This is a genomic window from Streptomyces sp. NPDC048473 (genome assembly GCF_043200155.1).
GTDB lineage: Bacteria > Actinomycetota > Actinomycetes > Streptomycetales > Streptomycetaceae > Streptomyces.
On record NZ_JBICXE010000001.1, the window covers coordinates 605361 to 620733 of the forward strand.

Genomic DNA, 15373 nt, shown 5'->3' on the forward strand with positions numbered 1-15373 from the left:
ATGGGAATCTGGACCGACGCCTTCATCGCGCCCGCGCAGCCGGCTCTGCTTCCGCCGGAGGCCTTCGGCCGCTTCGTGGTCGAGCTGGCGCGTGAGCGTCTGGTCCGGACGCCGTGGGCGCTCGTTGCGGGAAAGCTGTGCGTCAACGCCAGCCTCAACTGGGGAAGTGTCAGCGGGCAGGCGCGCTGGGACCGGCCTCCCGTCGGTACGGTGCTGTGCTCCGACGAACGTCCCGAAGACCTGCGGGACGACGACCCGCCGCCCTGGGGCGACTCCCACGAGGAGGCCCGGCTGCTCGCCGCCGGCGACGCGGTCCTCGACGTGCTGCCGGCCCTCCGGGCGGCTCCGTACGGCAGCGAGGACGTCGCCGTCGCGTTCGACTGCATGGACTTCGGCAACCGGGCGATCGCCGATCACTTCCGGTACGAGGACCACCGCACGATGCTGGTCTGCTTCGCCCTGGCACACCCCCAGGACCGGCCCCTGTCAGCCAACGACTGCGGATTCCCCGGCGGGCCGATGCACCCGGTGCAGACCTGTGTGGTCCACACCTTCAAGCACGCATCGGAGGAAGGCGCGGTACCGGCGCTCGCCTCCGTCGTCTCCCGCCACCTCGGGCCGGACCTGATCAGTGGCGAGACCTGGGGCTGAAACCGGTCCCCGTTACGAATTCCGCTGCCAGGGCCGGCACAACCCCAGGAAGCAGGCCATCGCGCCCACCGCGCACACCAGCTGCACGACAGCCATCGGAACGGCCGTCCCCTCGCCCGCGATCCCGACGAGCGGCGAGGCGACGGCACCGATCAGGAACGACGACGTGCCGAGCAGCGCGGAGGCGGACCCGGCGGCGTGCTTCGTACGCATCAGGGCCTGCGCGTTCGTGTTCGGCATCGCGAGCCCCATCGCCGACATCAGCACGAAGAGCCCGCTGGCCACCGGGACCAGCCCCACGTCCCCGAAGACCCCGGACGTCATCAGCAGCAGCGCGGCCGCGGCCAGCACGATGACCGACAGCCCGAAGCCGAGCGCCTTGTCCAGGCTGATCCGGCCGACCAGCACCTTGCCGTTGATCTGTCCCACGGCGATCAGGCCGACCGAGTTGATGCCGAAGAGCAGGCTGAACGTCTGCGGCGAGGCCCCGTAGATCTCCTGCACGACGAACGGCGAGGCGCTCACGTACGAGAAGAGGGCCGCGAAGGCGAGGCTGCCCGCGATCATGTAGCCGGTGAAGACCCGGTCGGCGAGCAGCCCGCGCATGGTGCGCAGCGCGTCGCCGATGCCGCCGGTGTGCCGGTCCTGCGGCGGCAGGGTCTCGTGCAGCCACTTCCAGACGACCAGGGTGAGCACCACGCCGACGACGGTGAGGACGGCGAAGATCCCCCGCCAGTCGGTGAACCGCAGCACCTGTCCGCCGATCAGCGGCGCGACGACCGGTGCGACGCCGGAGATCAGCATCAGGGTGGAGAAGAACCTGGCCATCTCGATGCCGTCGTACATGTCGCGCACCACGGCACGGGCGATGACGATCCCCGCCGCACCGGCCAGACCCTGCAGGAGGCGGAAGGCGATGAGGAGTTCCGTGGTGGGGGCGAAGACACAGATCGCGGTGGCGACGACATAGATGACCATGCCGAGGAGCAGCGGCCTGCGCCTCCCCCACCGGTCGCTCATCGGTCCGACGACGACCTGCCCGAGCGCCATGCCGGTGAGGCAGGCGGTGAGGGTGAGCTGGACGGTCGCGGCGGGGGCGTGCAGGGACTCGGTGACGGCGGGCAGGGCCGGGAGGTACATGTCCATGGAGAGCGGCGGCAGTGCCGTGAGGCCGCCGAGAACCAGGGTGACGAGGAGTCCGGTGCGCCGGGCCGCGTCGATGGCGGCCGGATCTCCGGGAGGTGTGCCGGTGGCTGTTCCGGGAGGTGTGCCGGTGGCCGCGGACTGTGCGGCCCGGGTCCCGGTGGTCGATATGTGTGTACGTTCCTGCTGGGCCCGGCTTGCGCCGCTCTCCGGCATTCTCATCTCCATGTCGTTGAATCCGCATCTATGCTCTCAGCTCAGCGGGGCTGGTCGAGACCTTTTTTGGGGAGCGGGCATGACAGGCATGAGCGGGACTGTGCGTTGGGGCGTCCTGGCGACCGGCGGTATCGCCGCGACGTTCACCGAGGACCTGCGGTCGATGCCGGACGCGGAGGTGGTGGCCGTCGCATCCCGTACGGACGCCTCGGCGAAGGCGTTCGCACAGCGGTTCGGGATACCCCGGGCGTACGGCAGCTGGGCCGATCTGGCCGCCGACGACGAGGTCGATGTGGTGTACGTCGCGACGCCGCACTCGGCGCACCGGGAGGCGGCCGCGCTCTGTCTGAAGGCCGGAAAGCACGTGCTGTGCGAGAAGGCGTTCACGCTCAACGCGCGGGAGGCGGACGAGCTGGTGAAGCTCGCCCGGGACCGCGGCCTCTTCCTGATGGAGGCCATGTGGACGTACTGCAACCCGGTCATCCGGCGCATGACGGAGCTGGTGCGCGACGGCGCCATCGGCGATATCCGCACCGTGCAGGCCGACTTCGGGCTCGCGGGTCCTTTCGGTCCCGGACACCGGCTGCGCGACCCGGCACTGGGCGGCGGCGCGCTGCTGGACCTCGGGGTCTATCCGGTGTCGTTCGCGCATCTGCTGCTGGGCGAGCCGGACCGGGTGCAGGCCGACGCGCTGCTCTCCCCCGAGGGCGTCGATCTGAACACCGCGATGCTGCTGAGCTGGTCCCAGGCGGGAGCCTCGGCGCTGCTGAACTGTTCGCTCGTCGCGGACACGCCGCTGACCGCCTCGGTCACGGGCACGAAGGGGCGGATCGACTTCCCGCGCGGCTTCTTCTACCCGGAGCGGTTCGTGCTGCACCGGGAGGGACACGAGCCGGAGGAGTTCACCGCGGGGGCGGCGGGCGAGGGGCTGAGCGGGATGCAGTTCGAGCAGGCCGAGGTGGCGCGGGCGCTGCGGGCGGGCGAGACGGAGTCGCCGCTGGTGCCGCTGGACGGTTCCCTCGCCGTGATGCGGACGCTCGACGCGGTACGTGACCGCATCGGCGTCCGCTACCCGGCCGACGGCCTCGGCTGACCGGGATCGTTCGCGAAGGGCCTTACGCGGGCGTGAGGCCCTGGTTCCCCACCTCCGTGACGAACGATCCGGCCGTCTTCACGGGTGCACCGGGCGTGGTGACGGCCGACACCGTGCGGAAGTCGGCGCGCGCCTGCTCCTGGCCCAGCGTGACGACCGCGTACCCGCGCCGTCCGTTGAAGAACTTCATGTGCGGGTTGGCCTGCATCTGGTTGTTCCAGCTGGCCGGCTTGTCGGAGCCGTCCTTGCCGCTGGTGATGGACGTGGCGACGATCTCCGTGCCGAGCGTGCGGGACGACGGGTCGGCGAAGTCCTTCTTCAGGTCGAAGCCGTAGCCGACGTGCACATCGCCGGTCAGCACCATCAGGTTGTCGATCCCGGCGGCCTCCGCGCCCTTCAGGATCCGGTCCCGGGAGGCCGGGTAGCCGTCCCACGCATCCATGGACAACTTGAAGGCGTCGGTCGGCACGTCGCGCCGCTGGGCGAAGGTGACCTGCTGCGGTACGACGTTCCAGGTGGCCTTCGAGGCGTGCCAGCCGTCGAGCAGCCAGCGTTCCTGGGTGGCGCCGGTCAGGGTGCGCGAGGGGTCCTCGGACTCCGGTCCGGGCTTCTGCCAGCCGTCCCCGTACGCCTGGTCGCTGCGGTACTGGCGGGTGTCGAGGATGTCGAACTGGGCGAGCCGGCCGAACTGCAGGCGCCGGTAGAGCTTCATGTCGGGTCCGGTCGGCCGCTGCGGGGTGCGCAGCGGCTGGTTCTCCCAGTACGCGCGGTACGCGGCGGCGCGCCGCAGCAGGAACTCCTCCGGCGGTACGTCGTTCTCGGGGGTGTCGCCCGCGTAGTTGTTCTCGGTCTCGTGGTCGTCCCAGGTGACGACGAAGGGGTGCGCGGCATGGGCGGCGCGCAGATCGGGGTCGGACTTGTAGAGGGCGTACCGCAGCCGGTAGTCCTCCAGCGTGACGGTCTCCCTGTTGAAGTGGGCGGGGAGCTTGCGGTCGGTGTAGTTACGGGCTCCGCCGGCCGCGTTGACGGCGTACTCGTAGAGGTAGTCGCCGAGGTGGAAGACGACATCGACGTCCTCCTGCGCGAGGTGGCTGTACGCGGTGAAGTAGCCGTCGTGGTAGGCCTGGCAGGAGACGGCGGCGAGGGTCATGGCGCTGTTGCGGGCGTGCCGGGCGGGGGCGGTGCGGGTCCGGCCGACCTGGCTGATCCACTTCCCGGCGCGGAAGCGGTAGTAGAAGACGTGGTCCGCTTCGAGGCCCTTGATCTCGACGTGGACGCTGTGGTTGAACTCCGGGTGGGCGGTGGCCGATCCGCGCCGGACGATGCGGGAGAAGCGCTCGTCGTGGGCGAGTTCCCAGCTCACCTCGACACGGGCCTGGGGCAGTCCGCTGCCGGTCTCGTACGGGCGGGGTGCGAGTCTCGTCCACAACAGGACCGAGTCGGGCTGCGGGTCGCCGGAGGCGACGCCGAGGGTGAACGGGTCCTCGCCGATCTTCCGGCCGCTCATCTCGGCGGCGCTCGCGGTGCCCGCGGCCGGCAGATTGACCGAGAAAGCGAGCGCGGCAGCGGCACCGGTGACGGTGAGGAAGCGGCGGCGTCCGACATGCCTGGCGGCGTCGCGCATCTCCTGCTGGTGCGATGAGTGCGTCATCTGTCCCTCCCCTGGCTGGTGGTGTACTCGATAAGTGCACCGGGCCGGCGCATCGAGCGGCTGTCGTGTTCGCGTCGCTCGGGCGTCGCGCGGATGAGGATTGCGGCAGGAATGGGTTCACGGGGGCAAAGTGCGCATACGCGACGGAGACCATGATCATCATTTTCGGCCGTCCGGAGGGCGAACCCGCCGTCCCGCACGCCTCCTTGACCCCATGTGGCCCCACGCGGCCCGCAGAACGGGAAGGCGTACGCTGCGGCGTCATGAGCAACAAACTGTTGAACTCCGGCCCGAAGACGGCGGTCGTGACGGGCGCGGGCTCCGGAATCGGCCGCGCGGTGGCTCTCGCCCTGACCGGCGCCGGCTGGTCGGTGGCGCTCGCGGGCCGGCGCCCGGAACCCCTCGCCGAGACCGCCGCGCTGGCCGGGGAGAACGCCCGGGTGATCACCGTCCCCACCGATGTGTCACGCCCCGAGGACGTGGACGCGCTCTTCTCCTCGGTACGGGAGCGCTTCGGCCGCCTCGATCTGCTCTTCAACAACGCGGGTACGTTCGGCCCGCGCTCCGTCCCGGTCGAGGAGCTCTCGGTGGAGGACTGGCGCTCGGTGGTGGACGTGAATGTGACGGGCGCGTTCCTGTGCGCGCAGGCGGCGTACCGGCTGATGAAGGCGCAGGACCCGCAGGGCGGCCGGATCATCAACAACGGCTCGATCTCCGCTCACGCACCGCGCCCGCACTCGGTCGCCTACACCGCGACCAAGCACGCCATGACGGGCCTGACGAAGTCGCTGTCGCTGGACGGCCGTCCGTACCGGATCGCCTGCGGGCAGATCGACATCGGCAACGCGTCCACGGACATGACGGAGCGGATGCAGACCGGCACCCTTCAGGCCAATGGTGAACTGGCGGTGGAGCCGGTGATGTCGGCGGCGGACGTGGCCCGGACGGTGCTCCATATGGCGGAGCTGCCCCTGGAGGCGAACATGCAGTTCGCGACGGTCCTGGCGACGGCGATGCCGTACGTGGGCCGCGGCTGACGGGCCGCCCGAACCGGCCGCCCGACGTGGGCGGTTGCCACCCGAATGACCACACCCTGGCCGGAATGCGCACCTCCTGTCCGGGTCGGCGTGCGCTGCCCTTATGCTCACAGCTCTTCACCAGAACTCCACGCAAGGATCACAGCATGCACATACGCACCGCCGCACCGCTCGCCCTGGCCGCCGCCACCGCCCTGGCCGGCTCACTGCTCGTCACGGCCCCGGCCTCGGCCGCCTCGCACCAGGGCGGGCTGCACCTCGGCAAGATCCAGTACGACAGCCCCGGCAAGGACACCCGCACCAAGGCGTCCCTCAACGCCGAGTGGGTGGACATCCACAACAACGGCAAGTCGAAGCTGCAGCTCAAGGGGTACAAGCTCAAGGACAACACCGGGTACACGTACACCTTCGGCAGCTACACCATCGGCGCGGGCAAGACCGTCAAGGTCCACACGGGCAAGGGCAAGAACGCCTCGGGCCACGTCTACTGGAACCGCGGTTCGTACGTCTGGAACAACACCGGCGACAAGGCCCGGCTGATCAAGCCGAGCGGCAAGCTCCAGGACTCCTGCTCCTGGACGAAGTCGAGCAAGGGCACCAAGAACTGCCACTGAGCCGGGCAACCGCGGCCCGGGGCGGCCATCCGGTCGGCCGGACCGGGAATGCCCCGGGCCGCGGCAGGGTTGACCTGCGGCATGAGCCAGAATTCAGGTACCGAGATCCTGCGCTACACCGCCTTCTCCGCCGACCCGGAGGGCGGCAATCCGGCAGGCGTCGTCCTTGATGCGTCCGGTCTCGACGACGCGGCGATGCTCGCCGTCGCGGCGGAGCTGGGTTACAGCGAATCGGCCTTTCTGACCGGGCGGGACGAGCCGGGCGACGAAAGGCCGGGCGACGACGGGCCGTCGGCCGCCCGGGGATACACGATCCGCTACTTCAGCCCGAAGGCCGAAGTCCCGTTCTGCGGCCACGCCACCGTGGCGACGGCCCTCGCACTCGCCGAGCGCGACGGCCCCGGCGATCTGGTGTTCAGCACCGCCGCGGGTACGGTCCCGGTCACCGTCACCCGGGAGGGCGGCGAACTCCGCGCCACGCTCACCAGCGTCGAACCGGACGTCATGGACATCGCCCCGGACGACCTGGCGGAGGCGCTCGCCGCCCTGGACTGGCCGGCCGCCGATCTCGACCCTGCTCTGCCGCCCCGGATCGCCTACGCGGGCGCCCGCCACCTGGTGCTGGCCGCCGCGACCCGTGAGCGGCTCGCCGATCTGTCGTACGACTTCGCGCGGCTCGAAGCCCTCATGCACCGGCTGGACCTGACGACCCTGCAGCTGGTCTGGCGCGCGGCGCCGGCCGTCTTCCATGTCCGTGACCCGTTCCCGGTCGGCGGCGTGGTCGAGGACCCCGCCACGGGCGCGGCGGCGGCCGCCTTCGGCGCCTATGTGCGCGCCCTGGGCCTCGTCCCGGACACCGCGGTCCTCACCCTCCACCAGGGCGAGGACATGGGCCGCCCCGGCACGCTCACGGTCGAACTGCGGGCGGGCGACACGCGGGTGCGGGTGAGCGGTACGGGTACCCGGATCAAGGCCTGACGAGGGGGCGCCGCGGCGCCGTCAGCCGCTGAGGTGCCGGCGGTACCACGGCGCGTGCCGGGCGAACGCGGCCGCGAACCCGTCGCCCGGCTCCCAGTCGAAGTCCTGGCCGACCCGTTCGTCGGTGAACCAGTGGTCCACGGCGAGCATGCCGAGGTGGTGCAGCGCGTACGGGACGCCGGCGAGCCGTTCACGGGCCGTGTCCACATCGATGCCCGCGGCTCCCCAGGGCAGCCGCAGCTCATCGACGACCGTGGACAGCAGCTGCGAACAGCTCACCGGTTCGGGATGGTTGACGTGGTAGACCCCGGCCGGCTCCTTCGGGGACAGCGCCGCGCCCAGCAGCGCCCGCCCCAGCGTCTGTACGTCGATCATCGAGTGCCGCGCCTCGCACCCGGTCAGTCCGGCCGAAAGCTGCCGGACCAGTCCGACCAGTCCGGGCACGGCCCATCGGTCCCCGGCCCCGTACACGATGTGCGGACGCACGACGACGCCGCCGGCCGCGAGGACGTGCTGCTCGGCGGCGGCGCGGGTCAGGCTGGTGGCCGAGGCCGGGTCCGGCTCGGCCTGTCCGGGCCGCAGTCGGGTGAACGGGCCCCGGCCGTAGACGGATGCCGTGCTCAGGTAGACGATCCGGGTGATCCCGCAGCGGGCCGCCTCTTCGGCCAGGGCGCGAGTTCCGTGATCATTTACGGACCGGGCGGCCGGTTCGTCGCCACCGATTTGGGAGGCGCAGTGGATCACCGCGTCGATGCCCTCACAGCTGCCGCGCAGCGTTGCCGGGTCGGCGAGATCCCCGTACACCGTCTCGACGCCGGGCCCGGCGCCTGCCGTTGCGGATGCGGTGAGTGCGGTCCGGTGGGTCATCAGACGCAGCCGGAGGCCGGGGGTGGTGCGGGCCGCGGCCACCACGTGGCTGCCGATGAAGCCGGTCGCGCCGGTGATGAGTATGCGCAGTGTCATGACTGTTCATTCTGCCGGTCGTCCGGCCGGCTCCCCTGATTCCCCGGGGAGCCGAGGACACAGGTGAAGACCGGCTCGCCGTCCTGTGTCGCCGAGACGTGCACCTCGGTCGTCGTGCGGTCGCCGGCCGGGACGGACCGGGCCTCGATCCAGCAGGGGCGGTCGAGTTCCACGTACCGGAGGAAGTCGGTCTTCACCGACGCCGGGAGGAAGTCATGGCCGGGGGTGACGGCGACGGCCGCCTGACGGGCCGCCTCCAGCAGCAGAATGCCCGGCACATGGTCGTTGGGCCGGGCGAACAGCGTCGGATGCCTGGTGTCGAGCCGCAGCTGCCAGACGTTCCGCCGCGGCCCCGGCGCCAGTACGACATCGCGTTCATCGGTCCTGCCCACCTCGGCCGGTGCGACGGCGGGCAGGAGGGGTATCGGGGCACCGATCACGTCCTGCCGGTCGCCCCGCATCCTGTCGTACACCTTGGCCGACGTGCAGCTGATACGTCCTCCGCCGCTGGCGAGGACGGTGCCGAGGCGGTGCAGGAGCAGCTCGACGTGCATGGAGCCGATGCTCCGGCCGCGCCGCCGGATCAGGGAGCAGGACACATCCACCGTGATGTCCCAGGGCGCCTCGCCCAGGAGCAGCTGATCGGGCTCGGAGACGTACGCCAGCTCCCACATCACGAACTGGTCCCCGACCGGGACGCCGAACGCCGCATGCCCCAGGAGCATCGTCGTCTGCCGCATGGTTTCCGCAATCAGCAGCGGATCCTGGTAACGGCCCGACACGGGGGCGAAGAAGCGGTGCTCCTGCGGCCAACGGGCCGATACCGAGAACTGGGTGTCGGTCTGCGGGGTCCAGCCGGTGGGAAAGACATCCTCGGCATCGGACCGGTGGACCAGGTGTCTCGGAAAGTCCGCCTCACCATGTCTGCCCCTCGGTGCCGCCTCGTCCGCTCCGGGGGTTTCGGTGAATTCGGCGGCGCCGGCGTCCTCGGCGGACACCGAAGCGCTGTGCGAGGTGAGCTGAACCATGAAATTTCCTCCCAGAGGATCCATACCGGGAGGGCGGCCGCCCTCGCAGTAAGATACTGACAGTCCGGTTTTCCTATCCAGCCTTATCCCAGTGGCGCTGACCACGCCACGACTGAGAGAGACTCGTAGCTGATGGCACAGCAGGCGCGCGCGATCCAGACTCGACGGTCAATCCTGGTGGCGGCCGCCGCCGTCTTCGACGAACGCGGCTACAGCAGCGCCACCATCAGCGAAATCCTCGCGCGGGCCGGAGTGACAAAGGGCGCCCTCTACTTCCATTTCACCTCGAAGGAAGACCTGGCACTCGGGGTGATGGACGTACAGCTGGACAGCGATCCACTTCCCGCCCAGCTGACGAAACTTCAGGAACTGGTCGATCAGGGCATGCTGCTCGCCCACCGGCTCCGGCATGAGCCACTGGTACGCGCCAGCGTCGGACTTGCCATGGACCAGGCGGTGGAAGGCCTCGACCGGGGCACCCCGTTCCGCGCCTGGATAGACCGGCTCGAACATCTGCTGACCGCCGCGAAGAACCAGGGCGAACTCCTGCCGCACGTCGACCCCTGCGAGACCGCCGAAATGCTGGCGGGCTCCTTCTCCGGCATTCAGGTGATGTCTCAAGCCCTGTGCAAGCGTGAGGACTTGGGGCGACGGATCTCGGTCCTTCTGCATTACGTACTGCCGAGCATCTCGACCCCGGCCGTGCTGGCCACACTCGACATGGCCGAGGACCGGGGCGAGCGCCTGATCAGCACCCTCGGATCGGTACCCAGCCAGGCCGGCGCGACCGGCTGACGGATGGGGTCCGGTCGGCCACGCCCGGCGCGAGCGCGGCGTGCGCCAGGTTGTCGATCGGCAGGCGGGCCACCGTGTCCACCGTGACCGTGACGACTGGCAGGGTGAGCGCCATGGACCGACACAGTGGCCACGACACCCATCACGACGCCCATCACGACACCTGGAAGACGATCGACGAGCTGCGCGGCTGGCTCGATGCGGAGACCGGCATTCCGCCCGAGCAGGATCTTCTGCTGCGGATGCTGAAACTGTCGGAGGAGGTCGGCGAGGTCGCCCAGGCCGTCATCGGGGCCACGGGCCAGAACCCGCGCAAGGGAGTCACCCACTCCTGGCAGGACGTGGAGGCCGAACTCTGCGACGTCATCGTGACGGCGATGGTCGCCCTGCGCACCCTCACCCCCGATGCGGCCGCCACCTTCGACGGGCATGTGCGGCGCATCGCGGCACGTTCGCACGGCCGGCCCGGCTCCGTACGGCACACCCCCGACACCTCACCCTGACGAACAACCACGGGGCATGGCACAGCAGCAACGGGACGCTGAACATCGGGCGACGACGGGTTGCGGCTACGATCACGGGCACCGCAGCGAGACCAGGAGTGCCGACCGTGTCCCAACCGCGCATCGCCGTATCCATCGTCACCATGGGCGATCGCCCGCAGCAGGTCGAGGCCCTGCTGGCCTCGGTCGCCGGACAGGACGTCCGGCCCGCCCGGCTCGTCGTCGTGGGTAACGGCTCACCGCTCCCGGACTTCACCGCGTTTCCGGGTCTGTCCGATCTGTCCGGCGGTGTGACCACGATCGAACTCGCCGAGAACCTGGGCTGCCCCGGTGGCCGTAACGTCGCCCTGCGCAAGCTGGCGGAGTTCGGCGATGTCGATGTCGTCATCGAGCTCGACGACGACGGACTCCTGGTCGACGACGGGGTGTTCCGCAAGGTCCAGGAGCTGTACGCCGCCGACCCGCGGCTCGGCATCGTCGGCTTCCGGATCGCCGACGAGCACGGCGAGACCCAGCGCCGCCACGTCCCGCGCCTGCGCGCCGCCGACCCGATGCGGGGCGGCCCGGTCACCGCGTTCCTGGGCGGCGGTCACGCCCTCTCCATGAAGATGCTCGCCCAGACAGGGCCCTGGCCGGCGGAGTTCTTCTTCACTCACGAGGAGACGGACCTGTCCTGGCGGGCGCTCGACGCGGGCTGGAAGATCCTGTACGAGCCCGATCTGCTGCTCCAGCACCCCAAGACCTCCCCGGCCAGGCACTCCGTCTACTACCGGATGACGGCGCGCAACCGGGTCTGGCTGGCCCGCCGCCATCTGCCCCTCCCCCTGGTCCCGGCCTACCTGGGCACCTGGACCCTCCTCACCGTGGCCCGCACCCGGTCGGCGACAGGGCTGCGCGCCTGGGCCGGTGGCTTCGCCGAGGGGGTCCGTACGCCGTGCGGGCGGCGACAGCCCATGCGGTGGAGCACGGTGTGGCGGATGACGAAACTGGGACGGCCACCGGTCATCTGATCCGCTGCTGCGCGTCGAGTCCGCCGAGGCCGACGCCACCACCGTCGTCGTACGGGAGGATTCGCCGCAGGAGCCCCTTGGGGTGGCCCCGCGCGCGCCATTCCCTGGGGTAACCGATGGAGACCTCCTCGAAGCGCACCCCGTCGTACCAGGTCGTACGGGGGATGTGCAGATGTCCGTAGACCACGGCCGCCACATTGAAGCGCCGGTGCCAGTCGGCGGTGAGTTCCGTGCCGCACCACTGGGCGAACTCGGGATACGTCAGGACGGCCATCGGTTCGCGGACCAGGGGCCAGTGGCCGGCGATGACCAGCGGAATCTCCGGATCGTGTGCGGCGAGACGCCGCTCCGTCTCCGCCACCCGCGCCCGGCACCAGGCGTCACGGCTCGGGTACGGGTCGGGGTGCAGCAGAAACTCGTCGGTGCAGACCACCCCCGTCTCGTGCGCGTACGCCAAGGACTCCTCCTTGGTCGTCGTGCCCGGCGCCCGGAAGCTGTAGTCGTACAGCAGGAACACGGGCGCGACGGCCACCGGCCCTTCGGGGCCGGGCCACAGCGGATACGGGTCCTCCGGAGTGGACACCCCGAGGCCCCGGCACAGCTCGACCAGATGCTCGTAGCGTTCCTGGCCCCGCAGTTGGACCGGATCGTGCTTGGTCGTCCACAGCTCATGGTTCCCGGGGGTCCAGATCACCCGCGAATACCGGCCCGCGAGCAGCCGCAGCGCCCACTCCACGTCCTCGGCCCGCTCCGCGACATCACCGGCGACGATGAGCCAGTCCTCGTCCGAATCCGGCCGCAGGGACTCGATGATGGGGCGGTTGTCCGCCATCCCGACGTGAAGGTCGCTCACCGCGAGCAGAGACCCACGGTTTCCGTAGGCGCGATCGGACATGGAGAACCTTTCCCGAGGAAGGACTGAAGGAAGGACTGAACGAGATCGTCTCCCATGATGTGGCCCGGCGCATCACACCCCGTTCGGCTGTCATGCGTGTGTCACAGGAGTTTGCCGCGATTGCATCGGTCATCCCGGAGTTGATAGGCCCGAAGCCACAGACGATCGATTGGCTTGGCAGGGGGACTTGATGAAGTTCGACATGGGGGCGCAGGTTCTGTCGACTCTGACGTCGAAGTCGCGTGGGTCGAGTACTGATCTGGGGACGTTGATTCGTCAGTTGGTGCAGGCCGCAGCGCCGTTGGAGGGGAAGTTCAACGGTGCGGGGCGTGCGGCGTTCGATTCGTTCAAGGGGCGGTCGGACGAGATCACAGCCGCGTTGAACGGTTCGCTGTCGGCGTTGAGACCCTGACGCGGAGGATTTCTTTGTCTGAGCAGTTCCCCGCTGTAGCCTCTTCCCTGCTTATCGGCGGCCAGGTAGTCAGTCACACCAGCTTGATCGGGGAAGGCGCCGCCAAGCTCCACCCGGCCATCTGGGCGTTCGTCAACTCACTGCCGACCGACGTACGCAAGCTCTTCACCGGACGCTGCGCCGAATCAGCTCTGTTGTCCGACCAGTTGTGGGCGCTCGACTCCGCACGAAGCGACGGTGGCACGACGACCCTCGGCGAAACGGCGCCCCACTTCGAGGAATCCGCCATCGTCTCCAAGATGATTCGCGGCCACGGGCACCCCGATCACGGCAAGGTCACCGAACCGTGCAGTGTCTGCCAACTCCTTCTTCAGGAGTTGGGCGTGCGTGTGATCTCCTGAAGCTGCAACGCCGCGTCCCGACGGCTTCTGGCCACGCCTTCCGACGCACGGATACCGCGCGACCTCAAGGGCTGCGCTCAGCCTGCTGCGTACGCGACAGACGCCCCTCGGCGCGCGCTCTCCTGCTGCTCGGCCCGGAGAACTGGATTCCCTCATGGAACTGCAGCGAATCGACATCGACGACCCCGAGGTCGACATGGATCAGGGACAGCGCCTGCTGTACCGGGGGGAACTCTTCACCGGCGAGGTCGAGGAGCACCTGGGGGATGCTGTTGTCAGCCTGGATTCCTACGTGGCCGGGGTGCAGCACGGTCCCAGCCGTGAGTGGTACAAGGACGGCACACTCCGGTCCGAGGCAACGGCCCGCGAGGGGCGTCCGGTAGGGGTGTCAAGGCAATGGCACCCGAACGGCACGCTCGCCGCCGAGGTGGTGTTCGCCGAAGACGGTCTGACCATGCCGGCGGACCGCCGATGGGACGAAGAGGGCCAGCCCACGAAGGACTGGCGCAAGAGCGAGGACTGAGTTCCCCGACGGCTTCGCAGGTGACGCCGACTGCGCGTCGAAGGGCTGCTGTGCACGGGCTCCAACCCAAGGTTGGCATCTTCTTGATGGCTTTCCTGCCGCAGTTCGTACCGTCCGGGATGGACCCGGCGGTCGGCGTTGTTCTCCCGGCCACCTGCTATCTCGCTACGGGGCTCATCTGGCTTCTGATCTGGATGCGGCTGGTACACCGGTTCGCCCGGCATATGCACTCCGCCGGGACGGCGCGCGTCGCTCATGGACTCACCGCCGTGATCTTCAGCGCCTTCGCGGTCCGCCTGGCACTCGGCGGATGACGCCCGGCCCGGGACGCGGCCCGCCGCCCTCCTGGAACGGCGTCACCGGGATGGCCCGCGATGTCACCTCGGAGGTGCACATATGGCGCACCTCTGAGCCTGAGAGCGGCAGACGAGTCGGGCTGTACGCCGGGTTCTGTCGCCCGGTCGCCTCGCGGCGGCCGGGGAGACGGCCATCCATCTAGGACCGGCATTGCTGCCGGCCTCGTGCGGTCTACCCGCGAACTCGGGCGGGCAGCCCTCGAACATTCGCGCAGGGCCGTCTTGCGACGGCCCCTCTTGACCTTGCTCCGGGTGGGGTTTACCTAGCCGCCTGAGTCACCTCAGGCGCTGGTGGTCTCTTACACCACCGTTTCACCCTTACCGAGGACCGAAGTCCCCGGCGGTCTGTTTTCTGTGGCACTGTCCCGCGGGTCACCCCGGGTGGCCGTTAGCCATCACCCTGCCCTGTGGAGCCCGGACGTTCCTCGGGGGGATCCGAGGATCCCCACGCGGCCGTCCGCCCGGCTCGTCTGCCGTGCCGACCATGCTACCCGCCTGGTGGGGGCCGCCGGACGGGGCGCTCAGATGAACGCCTCGGTCTCCAGGTCGAAGGCGAACGGAGCGGGAAGGGAAAGCGGCTTACCGAACGGAATCGTGCAGTGCTGACGGTAGTCGGCCCCCTCCGGGTCGCTGAACAGCGTGACCGAAGACTGCTCACGGTCGACCAGGAGGTGGAGGGGGACGGGTCCGCGGGCGTAGCAGTGACGCTTGTCCGTGCGGTCGGCCCGGGGCTTGGACGAGGTGACCTCGACGACGAGGGCCACCCCCTCGCACGGCATCCAGGGTTCGGCTCCCCGGTACAGACGTAGCTCGGTGGGGGCGAAGGTGCCGTCGGGAATGACGTGATTCTTGGGGCAGCGGCCGCCGCTCTTCAGCTTCAGTCCCTTGTTCCCGGAAAAGTCCATGTCGATCCGGGCGAGCCTGATCACCTGCTTCAGAATCAGGCTGATGTAGTCCTCGTGGTCCCCGTCCGGCGGCGGCGTCACGACAATCTCCCCCTCGATCAGCTCGGCCCGGAAGCCCTCCGGCGTATCCAGCGCCAGGAAGCCCTCCAGCAGGACGTCCGCCTGCGTGAGCGGTTCGTGCGGCATGGCAGTCATGTCA

The 15373-nt window shown here is 69.6% G+C and carries 17 protein-coding genes, 1 other RNA gene and 1 pseudogene; 12 read left to right on the plus strand and 7 right to left on the minus strand.

What is annotated here, in order from left to right:
* Complete coding sequence (locus tag ACGFU7_RS02750) at positions 1 to 651, plus strand: hypothetical protein (RefSeq protein WP_393691582.1); 651 nt, start codon at positions 1 to 3, stop codon at positions 649 to 651.
* A 12-nt stretch (positions 652 to 663) separates the two neighbouring features.
* Here the strand turns inward: ACGFU7_RS02750 and ACGFU7_RS02755 are convergent, their stop codons facing one another.
* Positions 664 to 2010 carry a multidrug effflux MFS transporter gene (locus ACGFU7_RS02755; RefSeq protein WP_393691584.1) on the minus strand — a complete coding sequence of 449 codons (1347 nt, stop codon included), beginning with the start codon at positions 2008 to 2010 and terminating at the stop codon, positions 664 to 666.
* An 88-nt stretch (positions 2011 to 2098) separates the two neighbouring features.
* Here ACGFU7_RS02755 and ACGFU7_RS02760 point away from each other — a divergent pair, with 88 nt between their 5' ends.
* On the plus strand, positions 2099 to 3103 hold the full coding sequence (locus ACGFU7_RS02760; protein WP_393691586.1) for a Gfo/Idh/MocA family protein: 1005 nt from the start codon (positions 2099 to 2101) through the stop codon (positions 3101 to 3103).
* A 22-nt stretch (positions 3104 to 3125) separates the two neighbouring features.
* On the opposite strand, the gene ACGFU7_RS02765 is transcribed toward ACGFU7_RS02760, so the two are convergent.
* Positions 3126 to 4754 carry an alkaline phosphatase D family protein gene (locus tag ACGFU7_RS02765; RefSeq protein ID WP_393691588.1) on the minus strand — a complete coding sequence of 543 codons (1629 nt, stop codon included), beginning with the start codon at positions 4752 to 4754 and terminating at the stop codon, positions 3126 to 3128.
* Positions 4755 to 5017: 263 nt separating this feature from the next.
* Here ACGFU7_RS02765 and ACGFU7_RS02770 point away from each other — a divergent pair, with 263 nt between their 5' ends.
* From ACGFU7_RS02770 to ACGFU7_RS02780, 3 genes are all read left to right on the plus strand, one after another.
* Positions 5018 to 5791, plus strand: coding sequence for an SDR family oxidoreductase (locus tag ACGFU7_RS02770; protein WP_393691590.1), 774 nt, complete (start codon positions 5018 to 5020; stop codon positions 5789 to 5791).
* Positions 5792 to 5937: 146 nt separating this feature from the next.
* A complete protein-coding gene (locus tag ACGFU7_RS02775; protein ID WP_393691592.1) occupies positions 5938 to 6405 on the plus strand; it encodes a lamin tail domain-containing protein in 468 nt (155 codons plus the stop codon).
* An 81-nt stretch (positions 6406 to 6486) separates the two neighbouring features.
* Entirely contained in the window at positions 6487 to 7383 is an 897-nt protein-coding gene (locus ACGFU7_RS02780) for a PhzF family phenazine biosynthesis protein (RefSeq protein WP_393691594.1), read from the plus strand.
* A gap of 21 nt (positions 7384 to 7404) precedes the next feature.
* Here the strand turns inward: ACGFU7_RS02780 and ACGFU7_RS02785 are convergent, their stop codons facing one another.
* Together ACGFU7_RS02785 and ACGFU7_RS02790 are read right to left on the minus strand one after the other, a co-directional pair.
* Complete coding sequence (locus ACGFU7_RS02785) at positions 7405 to 8346, minus strand: NAD-dependent epimerase/dehydratase family protein (RefSeq protein ID WP_393691596.1); 942 nt, start codon at positions 8344 to 8346, stop codon at positions 7405 to 7407.
* Positions 8343 to 9374 carry a ScbA/BarX family gamma-butyrolactone biosynthesis protein gene (locus ACGFU7_RS02790; protein ID WP_393691598.1) on the minus strand — a complete coding sequence of 344 codons (1032 nt, stop codon included), beginning with the start codon at positions 9372 to 9374 and terminating at the stop codon, positions 8343 to 8345. The genes ACGFU7_RS02785 and ACGFU7_RS02790 overlap by 4 nt, the downstream gene beginning before the upstream one ends.
* 132 nt (positions 9375 to 9506) lie before the next feature.
* On the opposite strand from ACGFU7_RS02790, the gene ACGFU7_RS02795 reads away from it, so the two are divergent.
* From ACGFU7_RS02795 to ACGFU7_RS02805, 3 genes are all read left to right on the plus strand, one after another.
* Entirely contained in the window at positions 9507 to 10169 is a 663-nt protein-coding gene (locus ACGFU7_RS02795) for a ScbR family autoregulator-binding transcription factor (RefSeq protein ID WP_393691599.1), read from the plus strand.
* 113 nt (positions 10170 to 10282) lie between these two features.
* On the plus strand, positions 10283 to 10672 hold the full coding sequence (locus ACGFU7_RS02800) for a MazG-like family protein (protein WP_393691601.1): 390 nt from the start codon (positions 10283 to 10285) through the stop codon (positions 10670 to 10672).
* Between the two features lie 107 nt (positions 10673 to 10779).
* Positions 10780 to 11682, plus strand: coding sequence for a glycosyltransferase family 2 protein (locus ACGFU7_RS02805; RefSeq protein ID WP_393691603.1), 903 nt, complete (start codon positions 10780 to 10782; stop codon positions 11680 to 11682).
* On the opposite strand, the gene ACGFU7_RS02810 is transcribed toward ACGFU7_RS02805, so the two are convergent.
* Entirely contained in the window at positions 11675 to 12577 is a 903-nt protein-coding gene (locus tag ACGFU7_RS02810; protein WP_393691605.1) for a metallophosphoesterase family protein, read from the minus strand. The two genes, ACGFU7_RS02805 and ACGFU7_RS02810, sit on opposite strands and share 8 nt — an antisense overlap.
* A 190-nt stretch (positions 12578 to 12767) precedes the next feature.
* Here ACGFU7_RS02810 and ACGFU7_RS02815 point away from each other — a divergent pair.
* The 4 genes and pseudogenes from ACGFU7_RS02815 to ACGFU7_RS02830 form a co-directional block, all read left to right on the plus strand.
* A pseudogene (locus tag ACGFU7_RS02815) lies at positions 12768 to 12980 on the plus strand (hypothetical protein); the annotation flags it as partial.
* Positions 12981 to 13003: 23 nt separating this feature from the next.
* The gene (locus ACGFU7_RS02820; protein ID WP_393691607.1) at positions 13004 to 13390 is read left to right on the plus strand and encodes a YwqJ-related putative deaminase; all 387 of its coding nucleotides are present in this window, start codon (positions 13004 to 13006) and stop codon (positions 13388 to 13390) included.
* A 154-nt stretch (positions 13391 to 13544) separates the two neighbouring features.
* Positions 13545 to 13913, plus strand: a complete 369-nt coding sequence (locus tag ACGFU7_RS02825) for a toxin-antitoxin system YwqK family antitoxin (protein ID WP_393691609.1) — start codon at positions 13545 to 13547, stop codon at positions 13911 to 13913.
* A complete protein-coding gene (locus ACGFU7_RS02830; protein ID WP_393691611.1) occupies positions 13862 to 14227 on the plus strand; it encodes a LysE family translocator in 366 nt (121 codons plus the stop codon). The genes ACGFU7_RS02825 and ACGFU7_RS02830 overlap by 52 nt, the downstream gene beginning before the upstream one ends.
* A 109-nt stretch (positions 14228 to 14336) precedes the next feature.
* Here the strand turns inward: ACGFU7_RS02830 and rnpB are convergent.
* Together rnpB and ACGFU7_RS02840 are read right to left on the minus strand one after the other, a co-directional pair.
* Positions 14337 to 14738, minus strand: an RNA gene (gene rnpB, locus ACGFU7_RS02835) — RNase P RNA component class A.
* A gap of 52 nt (positions 14739 to 14790) precedes the next feature.
* The gene (locus ACGFU7_RS02840; protein ID WP_393691848.1) at positions 14791 to 15360 is read right to left on the minus strand and encodes a Uma2 family endonuclease; all 570 of its coding nucleotides are present in this window, start codon (positions 15358 to 15360) and stop codon (positions 14791 to 14793) included.
* Positions 15361 to 15373: the final 13 nt, after the last annotated feature.

Bases quoted from the DNA above. Each gene is read 5' to 3' on its own strand.
- ACGFU7_RS02750 (WP_393691582.1), top strand. From the start codon at position 1: ATGGGAATCTGGACCGACGCCTTCATCGCGCCCGCGCAGCCGGCTCTG.
- ACGFU7_RS02755 (WP_393691584.1), bottom strand. From the start codon at position 2,010: ATGCCGGAGAGCGGCGCAAGCCGGGCCCAGCAGGAACGTACACACATA.
- ACGFU7_RS02760 (WP_393691586.1), top strand. From the start codon at position 2,099: ATGAGCGGGACTGTGCGTTGGGGCGTCCTGGCGACCGGCGGTATCGCC.
- ACGFU7_RS02765 (WP_393691588.1), bottom strand. From the start codon at position 4,754: ATGACGCACTCATCGCACCAGCAGGAGATGCGCGACGCCGCCAGGCAT.
- ACGFU7_RS02770 (WP_393691590.1), top strand. From the start codon at position 5,018: ATGAGCAACAAACTGTTGAACTCCGGCCCGAAGACGGCGGTCGTGACG.
- ACGFU7_RS02775 (WP_393691592.1), top strand. From the start codon at position 5,938: ATGCACATACGCACCGCCGCACCGCTCGCCCTGGCCGCCGCCACCGCC.
- ACGFU7_RS02780 (WP_393691594.1), top strand. From the start codon at position 6,487: ATGAGCCAGAATTCAGGTACCGAGATCCTGCGCTACACCGCCTTCTCC.
- ACGFU7_RS02785 (WP_393691596.1), bottom strand. From the start codon at position 8,346: ATGACACTGCGCATACTCATCACCGGCGCGACCGGCTTCATCGGCAGC.
- ACGFU7_RS02790 (WP_393691598.1), bottom strand. From the start codon at position 9,374: ATGGTTCAGCTCACCTCGCACAGCGCTTCGGTGTCCGCCGAGGACGCC.
- ACGFU7_RS02795 (WP_393691599.1), top strand. From the start codon at position 9,507: ATGGCACAGCAGGCGCGCGCGATCCAGACTCGACGGTCAATCCTGGTG.
- ACGFU7_RS02800 (WP_393691601.1), top strand. From the start codon at position 10,283: ATGGACCGACACAGTGGCCACGACACCCATCACGACGCCCATCACGAC.
- ACGFU7_RS02810 (WP_393691605.1), bottom strand. From the start codon at position 12,577: ATGTCCGATCGCGCCTACGGAAACCGTGGGTCTCTGCTCGCGGTGAGC.
- ACGFU7_RS02825 (WP_393691609.1), top strand. From the start codon at position 13,545: ATGGAACTGCAGCGAATCGACATCGACGACCCCGAGGTCGACATGGAT.
- ACGFU7_RS02830 (WP_393691611.1), top strand. From the start codon at position 13,862: ATGGGACGAAGAGGGCCAGCCCACGAAGGACTGGCGCAAGAGCGAGGA.
- ACGFU7_RS02840 (WP_393691848.1), bottom strand. From the start codon at position 15,360: ATGCCGCACGAACCGCTCACGCAGGCGGACGTCCTGCTGGAGGGCTTC.